This is a genomic window from Microcystis sp. M49636_WE2, from assembly GCF_030065375.1.
GTDB classification, from domain to species: domain Bacteria; phylum Cyanobacteriota; class Cyanobacteriia; order Cyanobacteriales; family Microcystaceae; genus Microcystis; species Microcystis aeruginosa_C.
Genome location: NZ_JASJFG010000229.1, coordinates 1 through 18607 on the forward strand (window position 1 = coordinate 1; position 18607 = coordinate 18607).

Genomic DNA, 18607 nt, shown 5'->3' on the forward strand with positions numbered 1-18607 from the left:
TCGGAGAGGCCGCCTTTAGCGGGAATCCGATAGAGAGGTTCGTAGTTAACCCAGTACGGGTCAAAGCGTACAAAGCTAATTCTAGATGCAATATTTGCGTACAGAATTAGTAACTATTTTACCCCTACCGTCACATTCGTAAACTTACCATTTTTGGCTCGGCACGCATCAAACCCCACAGCAGTGAATACCGTCTGGCAGTGGACTTCGCACGCTGTATCAGTCAATACGGTTTTATGGTGTTAACTGGCGCTGGGGGTGGCATCATGCAAGCAGGGAATGAAGATGCTGGACGGGAAAATTCCTTCGGATTAAATATTCAGCTACCCTTTGAACAGGGGGCTAACCCCTAGATCATAAATGATGCCAAATTAATCGATTTTAAATATTTCTTTACCAGAAAACTATTTTTTCTGCGGGAAAGTGACGCAGCAGCTTTATTCCCTCGAAGAGCATCCCGAGAGAAAATAAACCCTAGGCCAGAGTTTCCGGACAGTATCCTAAACCCTTAGTAAATTGTTGACGAAAAGCCTCTATATCTTGCTGATCCGGGGTACCATGGGACACGATCGCCACTTGATAACGACGCATGACATCAATAGGAGATTGTCCCGTTTCCAAACTCCAAAAAACCATCTGGAGACGCATTTCCGGTTGATAGGTAATCCCTAACTCATTCATGTAGGCGCGAAAATCACCGTGTTGGCAAGGAGTGAGCATTTGATTAAACTTTACCTTGACCACCCAACCGTTAATCTGATGGATAACCGTCATCACGGAGGAAGGCAGATGAGTCATCGATCGCAGGTATTCGGTGACTCGTAGCGTTAAACTAGCATTAGCAAGAAAATAGAGATAGTCCATAGTGGCCGCCGGGCTATTGGCTAATAGTCACGATTAGTGTTATATCTCTAAGTCTGACGATAAACCGTTCTCGATACCAAGGGGAGAAATCCCCGATTCAGTGAAGTTCGCCTGGGTAGAATTACCCAACTTTTGCGAAGATTTTTATGATGACAATGACGATGACCCCCGATCAATTACTCTCCAGCTACGATTATCACCTTCCTCCGGAGTTAATTGCCCAAAATCCCGCAGAAACCCGAGACAGTTCCCGTCTTTTGGTGGTAGATTCTCCCAATAGTCATAATGTGGCTATTTTTCGGGATTTACCCACTTGGTTAGAGTCGGGGGATTTGCTGGTTTTCAACGATACTCGCGTGATTCCGGCCCGTTTATTTGGACGTAAAACCACGGGCGCCCCCGTAGAAATATTACTATTAGAAGAACAAGATGACCATCTTTGGTTATCTCTGGTGAAACCGGGAAAACGCTTTAAAGTCGGTTCAGAAGTCCTTTTTTATCCGAAAACAGGGCCGACGGAAGACAAAGAAAAATTATGGTTAGCGAAAGTAATCGACCGAGATCTGAACACTGCTGGTCGTCTGCTGCAATTTCAACGTCATCCCGGACGCAGTTTTTGGGATATGTTGGAGGAGTACGGTCATATTCCTTTCCCCCCCTACGTCACCGAATCGGAGGCGGAAGAAGACCGTTATCAAACAGTTTACGCTGATAAACAGGGTTCTGTGGCCGCTCCCACGGCCGGATTACATTTTACTCCCGAATTATTCCATAAGCTCGCCCAGAAGGGTATAGATACCACCTATATCACCCTTCATGTGGGAGTGGGAACCTTTCGCCCCGTGGAAGTGGAAAATATTACAGAACACCTAATGCACCAAGAATTTTTGCAGATTTCCGCCGAAACTGCCGAAAAAATCGCCCAAACAAAGGCTAGAGGTGGCCGGGTTATCGCCGTGGGGACCACGGTAGCTCGCGCCTTGGAAGGGGCAATTAAAGAAACTAAGAGCGAGAAATTAACCGCTTTTCAGGGAAAAACGAATTTATTTGTCTATCCGGGTTATCAATGGCGAGTTATCGACGGCATGATCACTAATTTTCACCTACCCAAGTCCAGTTTGATGATGTTAGTCAGTGCCTTAGTCGGACGGGAAAGACTATTGGCATTGTATCAAGCAGCTATCCAAGAGCGTTTCCGTTTCTATTCCTTCGGTGACGCTATGTTAATCCTACCCAGCGCTTGCAGCAGTAATCGGTAAGTAGTTGGACAAAATTACATCCACACCCCAGAAAGAAGGAGGGCTAGAACTGCGGAAAGGGCAACAGGAAAGGGGAAAAATATGTATAAGCGGCCCGCGCATCTAAATTGGTCTAGGTCGATTATCGAACCACCTCTGGCCTGTTGTCTATCCTAACCAAGAAATGAAAAGAAAAGATATTAAAATCGGTCGCCGCTATTCTGGCAAATCCTGGCAAATATTTGTAATTATTGCCTTTATCGCTGGCACTCCCTTTGCTATTTTTTATCTTATTGCCTTGGCTTATCTCTGGCAAGGAGATCAACTTTTGGCCGCGGGGGAGAAGGAATCGGCTCTGTCTGCCTACCGAACAGTTTTATCTTTTCACGAAAATTCAGTCCAAGCCCATATAAAAATCGCTCAGGTCTTACAAAGTCAAAAACGCTATTCTGAAGCCTTACAAGCATATAATCGTGGCTTTATAGTTAACGATAAACCACCGATGGAACCCTCCCTAAGTAATCATTTAGTAGCTTTGGGAGATATCTTCGCGCAAGAGGAAAAATGGTCGGAGGCGATCGATGCTTACCAAAAAGCAATTATGATTAAACCAACTTTTAAAGGGCAATTTCAGCTAGGAAAAGCCCTCTATAGCTTACAACGTTGGGATGAGGCGGCGAAAGCTCTGCAAGCAGCGGTTTTTCTCGATCCTAGTCAGGGAAAAGCCTATTTTTATCTGGGAAAGGCCTACAGTGAACAGCAACTCTGGCAAGAGGCCAGTTATGCCTATGAGCAAGCTCTAGAATTGATACCTAGTCAGGGTGAAATCTACAAAAAATTAGGAGAAGCCCTAGGAAAACAGGGAAAATGGCAGCAAGCAGAGCAAATATATCGACAGGCTTTAATTTACGCCCCTAAAGATGGGGATATTTATAATTATCTAGGCAAAGCTTTAGCGGAACAGGGAAAACTAGGGGAAGCGATGGCAGTTTTTCAACAGGCACGCCAAATTAGCCCCAAAAATGCTAATATTTACGAAAATCTTTGTTATACCTATATCAATAGCGGTCAGATCGATGAGGGTTTAAATTGGTGTCGGCAAGCCGTAGAAATCGATCCCAATTTATCAGAAGCTAGATTTATTTTACAGGAAATCCAACGGGGGCGATTAATTCACGACAATCCCGAATTATTAAAAATGCCAGAGATAATTCCCAGTGTTAAGAGTGATCCTCTGGTGAATTTAAAACGCTCAATTGTTAAAATTGTCGTGCGCGGCAAAAATAACAATGGGATCGGCACTGGTTGGTTATTAAAACGAGATCAAGATAGAGCTTGGATCGTGACTAACCGTCATGTGGTGACGAATTCCCGTCAAGAAGTCGATGCAGGGGCCCGCATTTTTGTCGAGTATTATAGTCAACCACCCCAGGGAAAAATACGCAAGCGTTCAAAAGCTAAAATTCTCCACATTACCCCCCCTAACGACTGGCTCGATTTAGCAGTATTAGAGGTAAAAAATCCTCCCCCAGATTTAAAACCTTTAGCTTTAGCGCCCCTACCAATTGCCCCTAATCAACCGGTAATCTCGATCGGTAATCCTTTTAATCAAAAAGATTGGACTGTCAGCAAAGGCACGGTTAATGATAATAACGAAAAATCCTTAAGTTTGTCCATGTTTGTCGTTTCTGGACAGTCGGGAAGTCCAGTTTTAAACGATAAAAATCAAGTGGTGGGAGTGATTTCTCAAGCGAGTTTATTTTGTGATAATCCCTCCACTCCTAAACCCCTAGAAAATGCCGTTAGATTGGGCTGCGGTTTCGCAATTCCCATTGACAGAGTGCGAGAAAGGTTAAGGGAGTGGGAATTATGAATTATCAATTATGAATTATGAAGTGGGGAACTTTTTCAGTTATCAGTGAACAGTAATCAGTAATCAGCTTCTGAAAGCAAGGGGCAAAAGAAAGAATCTGGCAATTCTCCTACCTAAAAAGAAGGTTATAAACTAAGTAGATCAAAGCTTTTAGCTTAACAAATTAGGTTTTAGTTTCGGCCTTTGTTATCAGTTATCAGTGGATAGTGATACTAAATCCAGTTATTAAAAACTGATTATTTATTCCCCTTTGCATGAGTGCCTCTTGCATGACTGCTTCTCCGCATAACTAGCCTGTACTCAACGGATTTAGTATGATTGATCACTGTTTACTGTTTACTAAGTAGCTGGTTATAATTAAATTAAAAATGGATTTTAGGTTCGATCCCCCCTTAGTCCTAGGCTTGATTCATAGTAGGGTTGATTCATGAATCAACCCTACCCTTAGTCCCCCTTGATAAGGGTGGTGTCTGATAATTTTTAACGCCTACCTACTTATTTACTGTTTACTGGTTACTGATAACTGATAACTGATCACTGATAACTGATAACTGCTATGCTACTCTAGGCAGAAAACCATTCGATCGAGATCACCGTGGCTAACCAAGAAGCAACTTCCCCCGCTATTCGTACCCCTTTATACGACCTAATTGCCCAACAAACCAGCAAATTTACCCCTTTTGCGGGTTGGGAGATGCCGATACAGTTTAGCGGCTTAAAAATCGAACATAATGCTGTCCGCAATGGTGTGGGGATGTTTGACATTTCCCACATGGGCAAATTTATCTTAACTGGCGATAATCTGGTTCAATCTCTCCAAACCCTAGTTCCCTCTAATTTAGCCCGTTTAAGAGCAGGAAAAGCACAATATAGCGTTTTACTTAACCCAGACGGTGGCATAATCGATGATATTATCTTTTACTACCAAAGCGAAAGCCAAGGCGTATTAATTGTTAATGCCTCAACCACCGATAAAGATCGAGAATGGATTTTAGGCAATTTAGAGGGTTCGGGGGTCAAATTAAAGGATTTATCGCGAGAAAGGGTCTTAATTGCCCTGCAAGGACCAAAGGCAGCGACAATTTTACAGCCCTTGATCGGGGAAAAATTAAGCGATTTTGGCCTATTTAATCACTGGGAAAGCCAGCTTTTCGGGGAAAAAGTTTTTATCGCTAGGACCGGTTACACAGGAGAAGATGGGTTTGAAATTATGGCCCCTCCTGAAATCGGACAGCAACTTTGGACAGAATTCTTAAATTTAGGGGTGACTCCCTGCGGTTTGGGGGCCCGGGATACCCTGCGTTTAGAGGCAGCTTTAGCCCTTTATGGACAGGATATCGACGATAGCACGAGTCCCCTAGAGGCTGGCTTAAATTGGTTGGTTCATCTGCCAGAAAAAGGCGATTTTATCGGTCGCAATGTCCTCGAAGACCAAAAACTTAATGGTGTCAATCGGCGCTTGGTGGGATTGCAGATGTCCGGCAAACATATCGCGCGTCACGATTATCCAGTAGTATTCGCTGGGGAAGTGGTGGGTAAAGTCACCAGTGGCACTTTATCACCAACTTTAAACACAGCGATCGCTTTAGCCTATCTTCCCACACCTTTCGCCTCGATCGGACAGGCGATCAAAGTGGAAATCCGCGGCAGCAACCACCCCGCTACCGTAGTCAAAAAACCCTTTTATAAAAGTAAAAAGTAACGTAACTACCGAGGTCTTGACAAATTAGGAAAAAACCAGAACTTCCCCCTTGAGAACTTGAGTAAAAACTTGTTTGTTCCTTGTTCCTTCTTAAGTCCGTCTGTTGAGGGGGCTGAGAACTATTCTGAGTATTTAATCCCAGTCTCCTCTCCAGCTCGGCTATCTTTTCCCGCAGAGCTTGATTTTCCTTCTCTAATGCTTTAATTCTGTTGGCTTGTTCTTCGTAAGTCATGGTTGACATTCTAACGCCTTTTTTCTCTACCTCGGCAGTTACGATTTATTCAGCAAACCCTAAATAAGTAGTTGGACAAAAGTAAAGTTAACTGTGGGGTAAGGAGTCAGTAGCCGGTCGTCGGTCGTCAGTAAGAATTGCGGCAATTTACATTTCTTAAGATAGACAACAGAATTTATGTCCGACTACTTAGCAGTAAGGTTCTTGATGAGAGATAACCATTAGAAAGAGGTAAACTCCCAAACGCATCTACTGCTTATCGGCTCTCCTCGTTTCTGTGTGGAAGGAAGAAGAATAGGGATAATTTTCCAGAAATATACTCTTCCAATCTTCAAAGGGAGCATCTCACCTTTGTAACCCCCAAATCAGGTTTTATGTCAAGCTATTTTGAAAGCCTTGCTAGAAACCAGTTTTAGGGACAAGTATAATGACTCACTTGCATAAATGAGATGCTCCCGAATTGACTCTTCAAAGCCTTGCCGTCGCCAAGACTCCTACGAATGATCAGCACTGATGATCACACAAAGTCGAGAAGAGCAGCTTATCTTCTTGCTTAACATCCTAAACTTCGATTGTCACTGCTGAAACTTACCCATATACTTGTGAACCAGAAGTGTTGAATGTTAAGATTTTGAAGATCATGACCAAGTTATGTATTCGCTCTGATAATACCAAAAAGGACTGATTATTGACTCCATTCTCAATAGCGAATCTAATTTAGCACTGTAAAATACTGGTTTTGTGAAGTTTTATTGCAGGATTCAACACTTCTGCTTGTGAACAAGTTACAACTACAGAGTAGATGCTAAAGTTTTCCCTTTAACATTTCTCTGGAAAATCCTTTGAATAACTGAATACCTTGGCTTATATACCGTGATTTTATCAAGGTTATCTTGAGTGCCAATGAGACAGTTGTAACTGCTAAATGACAATAAATCATAAGCTTTCGGGAAATACCGAAAAAAGACCTGGCTGGGTTCCCCCGCTCCTAGGATAACCAGATAGTTATCAAACACAATTATTGTCCTCAAAACAAGGAAAAAAATGCCGAAAACTCAAAGCGATAAAATCGCCCATCCTATAGCCGTTGTCGGAATGGGTTGCCATTACCCTGGTGCCAAACAATTAAGCGAACTTTGGGAGAACATTTTAGCGCGTCGTTGTCAATTTCGCCAGTTTCCCGATCAACGTTTACCACTCTCGGAATATTATGATCCCGATCCCGCCACTCCCGATAAAACCTACGGAACACGCGGGGCCTTCATTGATGGCTTTCAATTTTTTTCATAATTAGGGGTTTCAAGACCCCCCTAGCTGGTGCCGAGAAAACCTTCACCAGCTAAGTATTTTTACTCAAGTCTCTGGAGGGGTACAGCTTATGTGACAGTTGAGGGTGCGGAATGTGTGATTTTATACAAAAGAACGTGCGATTACCCTGTAAATTGGCTCATATACCAGGGTGAGAGCATCTCAAACGCCATTAACAATTGGCCAATTTTGTGACAAACTCGCTGTGTATGCATTTCAATTGATACCAATCAATCAGAATAGTTACGAACTCGACCCATTTGTCCGAGTTTGGCTTAACACTTGAGATGGCAAATTCTACTCAAATATTGTCCTCAAAACAAGGAAAAAAATGCCGAAAACTCAAAGCGATAAAATCGCTCATCCTATAGCCGTTGTCGGAATGGGTTGCCATTACCCTGGTGCCAACCAATTAAGCGAACTTTGGGAGAATATTTTAGCGCGTCGTTGTCAATTTCGCCAGTTTCCCGATCAACGTTTACCACTCTCGGAATATTATGATCCCGATCCCGCCACTCCCGATAAAACCTACGGAACACGCGGGGCCTTCATTGATGGCTTTCAATTCGACTGGATTAATCGTCGAGTTCCCAAAAAAACGGTCGATGGAACCGACATCGTGCATTGGTTAGCCTTAGAAATAGCCGACAAAGCGCTCGAAGATGCTGGGTATCGTCGAGATACCGTTCCCACCCAAAAAACCGGGGTCATTCTCGGCAATTCCTTAACTGGAGAACATACTCGCTCGAATGTGATGCGGTTACGTTGGCCCTACGTACGAAGAGCCTTGCGGGCTGCTGCCGAAGTCAAAGGACTGTCTGGAACAATTGTGGAAGAACTTCTCGAAACAATGGAGAAATTCTATAAATCCGTTTTCCCACCCATTACCGAAGATACCCTAGCTGGGGGACTGTCCAACACCATAGCCGGACGAATCTGTAACTTTTTTAATTTTGACGGTGGTGGTTATACGGTCGATGGTGCTTGTTCCTCCTCCCTAATCGCCGTTGTCACTGCCGCCAACGCTTTAAGTAATGGCGATTTAGACATGGCCTTAGCCGGTGGCATTGATATCAGTCTCGATACCTTTGAATTAATTGGTTTCGCCAAAACCGGCGCACTGACGGCTCAGGATATGAGGGTTTATGATCGCCGTGCCAGTGGCTTTATCCCTGGGGAGGGAGCTGGTTTTGTCGTTCTCAAACGATTAGCCGACGCACAGGCCAATGGCGACTACATTTATGCCCTGTTGGACGGCTGGGCGTTGTCCTCCGACGGCAAAGGAGGCATTACCGCACCCTCTAAGGTGGGACAGTCCAAAGCCCTATTAAGAGCTTACGAAAAAGCCGGTTATAGTCCCCAGTCTCTTCATTTTATTGAAGGACATGGAACCGGAACCCCCGTAGGCGATCGGGCTGAAATTGAAGGGGTAGCCCTAGCCATGAACGCCTCGAAACCTGCCCCCCCTCGTTCCTGTGGCATGACTTCTTTTAAATCCCTAGTTGGTCATACGAAAGCGGCGGCCGGGATCGGGGGTTTCATTAAAGCGGTCATGGCGGTTAATCAGCGGATCGTTCCCCCTACCGTTAACTGTCAAGAACCGAATCCCGTTTTCGAGGAGAGCGCCCAATGTTTATATCCAGTGCAACTAGGGGAAGTCTACCCAGAAACGGAGATTTTACGGGCGGGAGTGTCGGCGATGGGTTTTGGGGGCATTAACTCCCATGTGACCCTTTCTTCCGGCGATCCGGCGACAACTCGTCTCAAATCTGGCATAGCCGAACGGGCTTTATTCGTGTCCAACCAAGATACAGAGTTATTTGTTTTTGGGGCGAATTCAACGACAGACCTGTTCAAAATCGTCGAAAAGCTGAAACCGCGAGTAGAAGGCATGAGTTTGGCAGAAATGCCCGATTTAGCGGCTAAATTGGCGCAAGAATTACCTGAACACTGCTCTACGAGGGCCGCCCTGATCGCAGCAACTCCCGGGGAATTATCCACGGGACTCGATCGCCTCTCCCTACTGCTCACAGAGTCCCCCCTTAGAAGCGGAGAAATGCGCGTCTCTCCCCAAAAGGATCTTTGGTTAGCCGAAAAGGTGCAACGAACCAAAATCGGCTTTCTCTTCCCCGGCCAAGGTTCGCAACGTTTAAATATGGCGCGGATGTTGGTGGAACGTTACCCCTGGGCGCAGGATTTTCTCTCCCAAGCCGATCAATGGTTGCAAGAAGCGGGATTTGTGCCGATCGGTCCGGTGATCTACCGTCCTCTCGATCGAGCCATCAATCGCGAAGAGGTGGAAAATTGGTTCCAAGCCTTGACCCAAATCGCCCCACAAACGGTTTGTTTTGTGTCCTTACTATGGCAGAAATACTTACAGCGATTAGGAATTAAACCGGTGGCTGTGGGCGGTCATAGTTTAGGAGAATTAACGGCCTTCCAAGCGGCGGATTGCTATGACGAAAAAACTTTACTTTGTTTCGCCGCCCTCCGGGGACAGGTGATGACGGAGAGTAGTTCCACTACAGGGACAATGGCCAGTTTAGCTTGTTCCCGTTCTCAAGCGGAAGAGTTACTACGAGGAGTCGCGGGATATGTGACAATCGCCAATTTAAATAGCCCCAGGCAAACAGTGATTTCGGGTGAGGTCGATAATGTTTTGGCGGTTCTTGAAAGGGCTTTGGTGCGAGGGATTCAAGGAAAAAAATTACCCGTCGCTAACGCTTTTCACTCGCAAATGGTGGCTGCGGCGGCGGAAAAACTTCGCCAAACTTGCTCTTTTGCGGAATATCCAACGCCGAAGTTGTGGTTAGGATCTAGTAAAACAGGACAGCAAGTTTCCCAAGTAATTTCTCTATCAGAACACTTCGCTGACCAAATTACTGCACAAGTTGATTTTATTTCTCTATACCAACAGATTGCTCGTCAATGTGACTTCTTATTGGAGGTGGGTCCAGGAAAAGTTCTTTCGGGATTGACCGCGGAAATCGCTGAAGTTCCCCTCTGTTTGCCCCTAGAATCTCAAGTGGGTAATACACGAGATCTGAATACAGCAATTGCGGCGATATTTGTGCAAGGAACTGGTATTAATTGGAATTTTTTCTACGAAAATCGGTTGATTCGTCCATTTATTCCAGCGTCAGAACGCCTGTTCATTGATAATCCTTGTGAGCGTTCCTTCGATTTCGAGCGTGAGGAACTCGATCAAATCATCCCTTTTCCACTTCAAACCACATCTAAATCAGCTTCTCTAGAGAACTTACCTGCTTTATCCACAGAGGAAATGAGCGACCTTCTCAGTCATTATTTTTCGCAACGAAGCTCATTTTTAGCCGAATTAATTCGGGCTGATTTAGAAAACCTCTCTTTCCTGTAAACCTATTCGCTGGATGATACCATGACTCACGAAAAACTTTCTCCCAACGAACAAATGAATGAGAGAATTTTGACAATTCTCTCAGCTTATTTTCAGCAAAGGGGTTCCTTTCTCGCTCAAGTAATCCGCGCCGATTTACAGTCTCTAGGCAGTAACTTTAAGCCTTCAGATATCCCGAACAATGGGAAAAGTCCGACCCATTCTTTCTCGGCTCCGACCCTAGAGAATCCTACAATAAAACCACCGGTTATGGTCGATGCTGCTCCCGCGAAATCTGTACCCACCGTGGCCAGCCAACCTCCTGCCAATTTAGAAACCCAATTAATTGTTTTAGTAGCGCGGAAAACGGGATTTCCCGAAAATACTATTCACCTAGGAGCAAGACTGCTAGATGATTTAAATTTGGATTCTATTAAGGGAGGGGAATTAATCGCGGATTTTGCCAAGGAGTGCAGCGTAGCGGGAAAAGTGGATCCGACCACTCTAGCGAACGCATCTCTTCAAGAAATTCTCGAAGCCGTGCGAGAAGTGATGCCTACCTCAATGGAGCCTTCTACCCCGAATCCAGTGGTAACTACAGAATCTAGAAAGGATGTGCAAACGATTTCTCGCCTCTTGCTAGAATTAGTTGCCGGAAAAACGGGGTTTCCGATCGATAGTTTGTCCCTACAATCGCGCTTACTGGATGACCTGAACTTAGACTCCATTAAAACCGCAGAATTAGTAGCGGAAGCGGCGAAACAGTTGGGCGTTGCCGGCCAGCTCGACCCCGCTCAGTTTGCGAATGCCCCCTTGAGCGAAATCGCTGAGATTTTAGCCAAACATAGTCAATCGCTCGGGACGGACAATCCTTCACCCGTCCCAACCGCTCCCTCTCTAGCTTCTAGCTCTTCTCCTTGGGTTCGTAACTTCGTAGTAGAATATTCCCCCGAAGAAGCGATCGAGCTGCCGGCAGAGGAAAGAGAAAACTGGGAAACCGCCAATTTATTTGCTTACGACAATTGGCCAGAAGCGCGCATTCTCATCGTCGCGGAATCGGAAGAAACGGATTGGGTGCAGATGCTGGAGAAGCACTGGCAAGACAAGGGTGCGATGGTCGAGAAGATCACCTACGAAGAAATGGCCTGGCAAGGAGGGATTCAAAACCCGAAATATACGCACTTCTTGGGAATTTTGCCGCAAAAAGCGCGAGGGGATGGCGATTCCTCGGCGCGATTACTACGAGCTATGTCTCGCCTTAGAGCGATCGCCACTCCCCTCAGTGCCAAGCAATTAGAACGGGAATATGTCACCGTCGCCTATCTTCAATTCGGGGGAGGTCACTTCGGTCGTTTACCCGGAATGAGCAATCTGGAACAATGCGGTACGATGGGCTTTGCCGCTAGTCTGCATTTAGAGCGGGCAGATCTGAAGGTACGGGTGATCGATTTACCCAACCAAAACCCCTCGCCCGCGTTGACCGAAACCATCATTGGTGAAATCGGACGCAAAGAAGCCTATTTAGCCGTGGGCTACGATGAACAATCGATCCGTCGCCTTCCTCGCCCGAAAGTACAGGATCGCACCCAATACGCTTCCCGTTCCCTATCTTGGTCAACGGAGGACGTGGTATTGATTACCGGTGGTGCGAAGGGAATTACCGCCGAATGTGCCATCGCTTTCGCTCGACTCACTGGAGTCAAAACCGCCCTTGTGGGGCGTTCTCCCCATCCCCAAGATGATCCCCTTGATGCTAGTGCGCGCGAGATCGCCCAAACCCTACGGGCGTTTGCGGAAGAACGGCTGATCTGTCGTTACTATTCCTGTGATGTCACCGATGCGATCGCTGTCCGAGAGCTAGTTACTCGTGTTCGCCAAGAGCTAGGCCCGATCACCGGTGTGATTCATGGTTCGGCGTTAAACAAACCCCGTCGGGTGGAAAATTCCACTCTCGGCGAGGCCAAATCGGAAGTAGCCCCCAAAGTCCTGGGCGTTTTGAACCTAATGGAAGCCTTAGAAGAAATGCCGCCGCGACTTTTTGTCGGATTCTCCTCCATTAGTGCGGTTTTGGGATTACCCGGGAATACTTGGTATGGCTTTTCCAATGAATCCCTCGACCTTCTACTTCGCAACTTTGGCGAAAGACACCCAGAAACGTCGGTTTTGGCGATCGCCTTTAGCGTCTGGTCAGAAGTGGGCATGGGGGCACGCATGGGAACGGTTCGGAATCTCAACCGGATGGGCATTGAGGCCATGCCCACAGAAGATGGAGTCAATCGATTCTTAGAACTGATGTTTAAAGATCCCGGCGATTCTCAAGTAGTGGTCACGTCCAAATTGGGCGGCGTGGAAACCATGCGACGGGGCTTTGATACATGGCGTACCCATCGTTACGAACCCCCCGCCTCTTTCTCATTTATCGAGAATATTCACACCATCGAATTGGGAGTAGAAGTGGGTTTCCGTACCCGTCTTACCCTCACTCAAGACTCCTATGTTCGGGATCATATCTATAACGGTTCCTATCTTTTCCCCACTGTCTTCGGTTTAGAAGCGATGGCTCAGGCCGCCTTCTATGTCAGCCAAAAAACAGCATTTTCTCGGCTTCGTCTGCAAGATATCCGCTTAGAGCGACCGATCGTTGTCGATCCCGAACAGGGAGTAGAGATCGAAATTTGGGCGCGAGTTCTCGAAAAGAAATCTCCTCTTGAGCCGCTACAAGTGCGCGCCGAAATCCGTACGGAACGGACAGGGTTTACCATCGCCCATTTTGCCGCCACCTTGATTCTCGACGATCAAAGCGCCGAAGTTCCCCTCTCCACGGTAACTGTACCCGATCGACCCCTAGATCTTGACCCCAAACAGGATCTTTACGGTTGGTTACTCTTTCAAGGAAGCCGTTTTCAACGACTGAAAAATGTCTATCGTCTCAACTCGAAAGAATTCCTATTCTCCACCCAAGTAGGCGGCGAACGAGCGGAAAAAGAAACCTTCGATCGAGCCGATGGCCCGTTCCTCCTCGGTGATCCCTACTATCGCGACTCTCTTCTGCAATCAGTACAACCGATTATCCCTCAAGATATCTGTTTACCCATCCGCATTGATCGTATTGATCTATACCAAATTCCCCGGAACCAATCCTGTTTTGGACTAGCTATCAATGAAGGACGCGAGGGCAAAGAGTATCGTACCACTGTCACGGCAGTCAACGAGCAGGGGCAGGTTTTGGAAACGTTAGAAGGTTATCAGTTAAGGATTCTAGAACATCGAGGCGACAATCCCACGGCGGAGGAAATCGCCAATCCTGGTCAACGGGACGAACGGCGATTACAAGAACAATTGAAACAGTCGGCCGAAGCCTTCGGGATCGATGCCCCAACCCTAGCGCTCACCTATCAACCCGGTTTACAAAATTTACCCAGCAGTGAGCGCCGACAACAGGAAGTTCCCTTATTCGCCAAAACAGTCGGAAATTTCCTCAATCCTTCCTAATCATTCCGGGAGAATGGTGCGAAAAACGTCTCATTCTCTCCACCTAGTTTCGGAGAATGTTTCAAGATGGGCAAATTCAGACAAGATACGATTACTTCCGCCGTTGATTCTTGGGAACCAGGGAAAACGATGAAAGCACCGCTATATTCGATCACTTCTGGAACAACTCTTCCCCCGGGGATTGATGGTTTACCACTCCCTCAAACTCCTGAAATTCAGTGGTTAACATCAGGTCAACCGATACTGCAAGGAGCGGGAGTGGAAAATGTCGGGGTTTCCCTATCCCATGATGAGCAATTCTGTCTGTGTGTCTCCGGTTATGGTCGGCAAGGGTGCGATATCGCCCCCATTACTCAACGAAGTCCCCAAGATTGGATCGCTTTACTGAGTTTTAAACGAGAACTTCTACTTCAACAATTACTCGCTCGAGGAGTAGAATCGATCGACCAGGCAGCAACTCGCATCTGGGCCGCCCTAGAAGCTCTCCGGAAAGCTACCCAAGCCATGGACATCGACTTAGTTTTAGAACGATCTCTCGGAGAAAATGTTTTATTTCGAGGCCTCGTTGCTGGTCAGTCTTTATCTGTGCTTACCTTTCCGGTGAAACTTACCCGCAATCCTCAAAGAATGGTAGCGGTGGTGGTCAATTCAACTCCCATTTCCTCCCCTCCCCAAACCACCGTTTCCACTCCCTTGCAAAAACTAATCTGGCGCTGGCCTGTGGGTTACAAGGAAACGGCAACCATTAGCCAAAATGTTTATTTTTCCTACTTCTTTCACTGGATGGGACAAGTACGAGACCGGGCAATTCAACCGATCCGTCATACCTTGGGGGAATATCTCAAAACGGGACGGTGGGGAATGGTAACCAATCGTAGCCAAGTAGAGATTTTTGGAGATTTAGGACTACAGGATCAAGTAGAAGTTCATTTTTGGGTGCAGGAAGTTTCTGGATCAACTGTTAATTTTGGTTACGACTGGTTTCGGGTGACAGAGCAAGAGATACGAGCAAAAATTGCCCATAGTACTTTAACCATGACTTGGACAGAAATTTCTCCTAGTCAAGGCTCAAAAATTCACCCCCTGCCCCAGTTTTTAGCGGATTTTATGGCGGGTCTTTATGAACCGATTCAAACTTCGCCAGTTCCTTCTCTTTTCTCCATGGGCAAGGAACTCTACCGCGGCCATTATCCCCGCGAGAAAGGAAAATTACTCCGGCAAGAATCCTTTCTCACCTCGTTAGAAGAAACGGATGCGATCGGAAATATTAACTTCGCCATCTATAGTGATTGGCAAGGTCGTTTACGTGATCGTTTCGGTTACTCCCTAGTCCCCGAATTCTATGGACGTTCTGGCCAACGAGGAGAATTTCGTTGTCTTCGTAGTCAGATTGACTATTTACGAGAAGCTCTCCCTTTTGAAGAAATTCACGTTTCTATGCAACTGAGGGCTGTATTTGAACGGGGAATGACCTTAGGTTTCGAGTATTTCCGTCAGGATGCGGCGGGTAATTTCCAGAAACTTGCCGTGGGAGAACAGGATGTAATTTGGCTTCTTGCCGATCAACAAGGCCAATTTCAACCCAGTTTTTTACCTTCGACTATTCAAGACGCTTTCTGAGCCGATCGCTCAATTTCTTGGCCGAATCTTTCCAGAAAAAAATCTAGCGAAGTTGAAGTATTCCCTAAATCAGTTTTTTCCTATCTCTTGAGCGGCTATATTCAAGCCACCAAAGTTTTTTAAATACTAGGAGTTGTTACCGTGAAAAATATGTCTAATCGCCCTTACGATGTAATTATTATGGGGGCCGGGTTAGCTGGCCTTTGTCAAGCTCGACATCTAATGCTCAAAATTCCTAATATTCGGATCGCTATGATTGATCCTCGTCCCGAAAATCGGACAGAAAAGGATCTCAAATTAGGAGAATCTACAGTTGAAGTAGCGACACTATTTTTTGGCAAAGATTTAGGATTGTACGAATATTTAATTGAAAATCATCCCCCGAAATACGGTCTGAATTTTCACTGGCCCAAGCGCAATGATCAGACAAAAACCATCGATGATTACTTTCATATCTGGGCAAATCGGCAACCGGATTTAGCTTCGACGCAACTAAATCGCCCGAAATTTGAACGCGATCTGCTGAAAATGAATCGGGAAATGGGCGCAGATTTTTATAATGGCCGGGTAGTGGATATCGATTTGACCCCGAATGATCAACTACATACCGTTAAGGTTAAATTACCAAACGAGTCGATCGAGTTACAGGGTAAGCATCTTGTAGATGCGGCCGGAAGAAGATTTTTAATCGGCAAGAAAACTAATAATATTAGTTTCGATTCTAAGGATTTGTATGGGGTAAATACTGGTTCAGCTTGGGTTCGGGTTCAAAATGTCGATCGAACAATTTTTCATTCTGGTTACGACCCCACAGGAGCAAGCTGTAGTCATTACTACGCCACCAATCACTGGTTTGGTAAAGGTCATTGGTTATGGATGATTCCCACTGATATAGAGACAATGGAATTATCGATCGGTGTGATTCACCACCATGATTATATTTCCAGTGAAAGCCTCAATAGTAAGGAAAAATTCTATGAATTTCTCAAGGCAAACCATAATATTCTCTATCAATTGGTCACCAGTGCCGAGAATATTGATTTCCACTACTGGCCGAGGCTCGCTCACACCAGTAAAACCCTATACTCTCCCGATAATTGGTATGTGATTGGCGATTCTGCTTGTATTTTTGATGCTTTTTATTCTCTCGGATCGACGATGATCGTATCAGCGATCGATAGTATTACAGAGATTATTCGCGCCAAGTTAGCCGGAGAAGTCAACGCGGCGGAAAAATGCCAAGCCTACAATCAATTCAATCTGACTCTGATCAACTCGATTAATCTCTTTATGCATAACCATAGTCGTCACTTGGGAGATGCCAGTATTATGAGTTGGCGAATTTACTTTGAAAACATGATTTGGTTTGGCATTTTGATCCCCATTTTTGTGGGCAAATGGCACTTAGACTTAGAGTTTATCCCCCAGTTCGTCCAAACTTTCCAAACAACCCTCAGAAGTCTAGTTTATGAAATTCACGATCAGTTCGATCAACTGGTGGACGAAAAGAAAAATATCGGCTTAATGGATTGTTACCGTAGTGATCAACTGATTTGGAACTATCACACCCCTAAGCGTTATACCCACGCCCTCGAAAATGCCCAATATGAACCAAAACAAACCAGCGTATTTACCAGCATGAAGAAAACCTTCTTCTATCTGACCATTTGGTATCTAAAACTGCAATGGAAAAGTGGCGGTCTGTCCCAAGTTTGCCACCCCCGTTCTCTGGGGACAATGGCAAAATTATTGACCACCTCTATTTACATTGGTCTGGGAGATATCATCTATAGTTTAACTGGGAATCATGGCAGCGAAAGCCGATTGATCGCCGAAATGAGACAGGCTTTTCAAGAGTATCAGTATGGGGATACCCTTCAACCTTGGACAGTCGAGGGAGTAGATACTAAATCTCCCGAAATGGAAGCGGAAAAAGTTCCCTTGCAAGTGTAGATATTTTCTAGGGTAAGTTACCCCGTTCAGACAATGTTTACCCCCCGAGAAAAAGCTGATTTCTTTTCTCTCTCTCTCATCAAAAATATCCCTGCTCTTGTTCAATTATCCAATCTTAGGAGGAATTATGCGACGTATTTTCATCACTGGTGCTTCTAGTGGCATTGGCCAAGCTTTAGCGATTAAATTAGCGCAAGAGGGTCATATTTTAGGATTAGCAGCCCGTCGTCAAGATAAGCTAGAACAGGTTGCCCAACAAGTACAGGCAGCGGGGGGTAAGGCCTACCTTTATCCTCTCGATGTGCGCGACCGTCGCCAACAATTCGAGGCGATCAATCATTTCGCTGGGTTAGGGGGTTTAGATGCCGCCGTAGCCAACGCCGGATTCGGCATTACAAAGCCGATTTTGGCAACCAGCGAGGAGGAAGCCCGAGAATTATTCGATGTGAATCTCTTCGGCTTACTCTACACCTTACAAGCTAGCGCTCCCCATCTTCACGAAGGTGTTTTTGTCGGTGTTTCTTCTGTCGTTGCCTATGCTTTGCCCACGGGTTACGGGGTTTATAGTGCCTCGAAAAGCGCGGTTTCATCCCTACTCACCGTTGCTCGCCGCGAGATGGGCCATCAATTTAAAGTCGTTTTGGTGAGTCCTGGGGAAACTCAGACAGAATTTTGGCAAGTTGCCCAAAAGCGTTCCGGGCATTTAATTGATGGTCGTTCTCCAGTGCCGATGGCTTCAGCCGATACGGTGGCGGCAGTAATTGCCCGAGCGATCGAGCGTCCCCAACCGAATGTTTTTATGAATTGGACAGAGCGTTTATTGCCCATCCTACGGGGTGCTTTTCCGGCGGTTCTGGAACATCATTATCGAGTAGTTGAACAGCATTAAATTTCCTCTGGAAATCAGGGGTACCCCTGATTTCCTCCCTGACTTTTTCGAGTGAAATTTTGAAACTCTGGAGAACATAGA

General features: G+C 45.8%; 11 protein-coding genes and 1 pseudogene. 10 read left to right on the forward strand and 2 right to left on the reverse strand.

Features of this window, described 5'->3' with window-relative positions; all coding sequences use genetic code 11:
* Positions 1 to 113 precede the first annotated feature (113 nt).
* Positions 114 to 446: pseudogene (locus tag PX484_RS05305) on the forward strand (LOG family protein); the annotation flags it as partial.
* A 28-nt stretch (positions 447 to 474) separates the two neighbouring features.
* On the opposite strand, the gene PX484_RS05310 reads toward PX484_RS05305, so the two are convergent.
* The gene (locus tag PX484_RS05310) at positions 475 to 864 is read right to left on the reverse strand and encodes a hypothetical protein (RefSeq protein WP_002796539.1); all 390 of its coding nucleotides are present in this window, start codon (positions 862 to 864) and stop codon (positions 475 to 477) included.
* Positions 865 to 1025: 161 nt separating this feature from the next.
* Between PX484_RS05310 and queA the strand changes: the two genes are divergently transcribed.
* From queA to gcvT, 3 genes are all read left to right on the forward strand, one after another.
* Positions 1026 to 2123: a tRNA preQ1(34) S-adenosylmethionine ribosyltransferase-isomerase QueA gene (gene queA, locus PX484_RS05315; protein WP_287766203.1), complete on the forward strand. Its 1098-nt coding sequence runs from the start codon at positions 1026 to 1028 to the stop codon at positions 2121 to 2123.
* A gap of 163 nt (positions 2124 to 2286) precedes the next feature.
* Positions 2287 to 3975 carry a serine protease gene (locus PX484_RS05320; protein WP_287766201.1) on the forward strand — a complete coding sequence of 563 codons (1689 nt, stop codon included), beginning with the start codon at positions 2287 to 2289 and terminating at the stop codon, positions 3973 to 3975.
* 595 nt (positions 3976 to 4570) lie between these two features.
* Positions 4571 to 5677 (forward strand): glycine cleavage system aminomethyltransferase GcvT, encoded by a 1107-nt coding sequence (gcvT, locus tag PX484_RS05325; RefSeq protein ID WP_287766198.1) that lies wholly within the window; start codon positions 4571 to 4573, stop codon positions 5675 to 5677.
* Here the strand turns inward: gcvT and PX484_RS25655 are convergent.
* Positions 5646 to 5918, reverse strand: a complete 273-nt coding sequence (locus tag PX484_RS25655) for a DUF6444 domain-containing protein (RefSeq protein ID WP_353853211.1) — start codon at positions 5916 to 5918, stop codon at positions 5646 to 5648. The genes gcvT and PX484_RS25655 overlap by 32 nt on opposite strands.
* Positions 5919 to 6953: 1035 nt before the next feature.
* Here PX484_RS25655 and PX484_RS05330 point away from each other — a divergent pair.
* The 6 genes from PX484_RS05330 (at position 6954) to PX484_RS05355 (ending at position 18526) form a co-directional block, all read left to right on the forward strand.
* Positions 6954 to 7199 carry a beta-ketoacyl synthase N-terminal-like domain-containing protein gene (locus PX484_RS05330; RefSeq protein ID WP_002734137.1) on the forward strand — a complete coding sequence of 82 codons (246 nt, stop codon included), beginning with the start codon at positions 6954 to 6956 and terminating at the stop codon, positions 7197 to 7199.
* 349 nt (positions 7200 to 7548) lie between these two features.
* Complete coding sequence (locus tag PX484_RS05335; protein ID WP_288103082.1) at positions 7549 to 10593, forward strand: type I polyketide synthase; 3045 nt, start codon at positions 7549 to 7551, stop codon at positions 10591 to 10593.
* Positions 10594 to 10614: 21 nt separating this feature from the next.
* Entirely contained in the window at positions 10615 to 14064 is a 3450-nt protein-coding gene (locus PX484_RS05340) for an SDR family NAD(P)-dependent oxidoreductase (RefSeq protein WP_287694445.1), read from the forward strand.
* Between the two features lie 66 nt (positions 14065 to 14130).
* Complete coding sequence (locus tag PX484_RS05345; RefSeq protein WP_103112243.1) at positions 14131 to 15684, forward strand: thioesterase family protein; 1554 nt, start codon at positions 14131 to 14133, stop codon at positions 15682 to 15684.
* Between the two features lie 141 nt (positions 15685 to 15825).
* Positions 15826 to 17637 (forward strand): NAD(P)/FAD-dependent oxidoreductase, encoded by a 1812-nt coding sequence (locus PX484_RS05350; RefSeq protein WP_287694443.1) that lies wholly within the window; start codon positions 15826 to 15828, stop codon positions 17635 to 17637.
* A 127-nt stretch (positions 17638 to 17764) separates the two neighbouring features.
* Positions 17765 to 18526 (forward strand): SDR family NAD(P)-dependent oxidoreductase, encoded by a 762-nt coding sequence (locus PX484_RS05355; RefSeq protein WP_016517237.1) that lies wholly within the window; start codon positions 17765 to 17767, stop codon positions 18524 to 18526.
* Positions 18527 to 18607 lie beyond the last annotated feature (81 nt).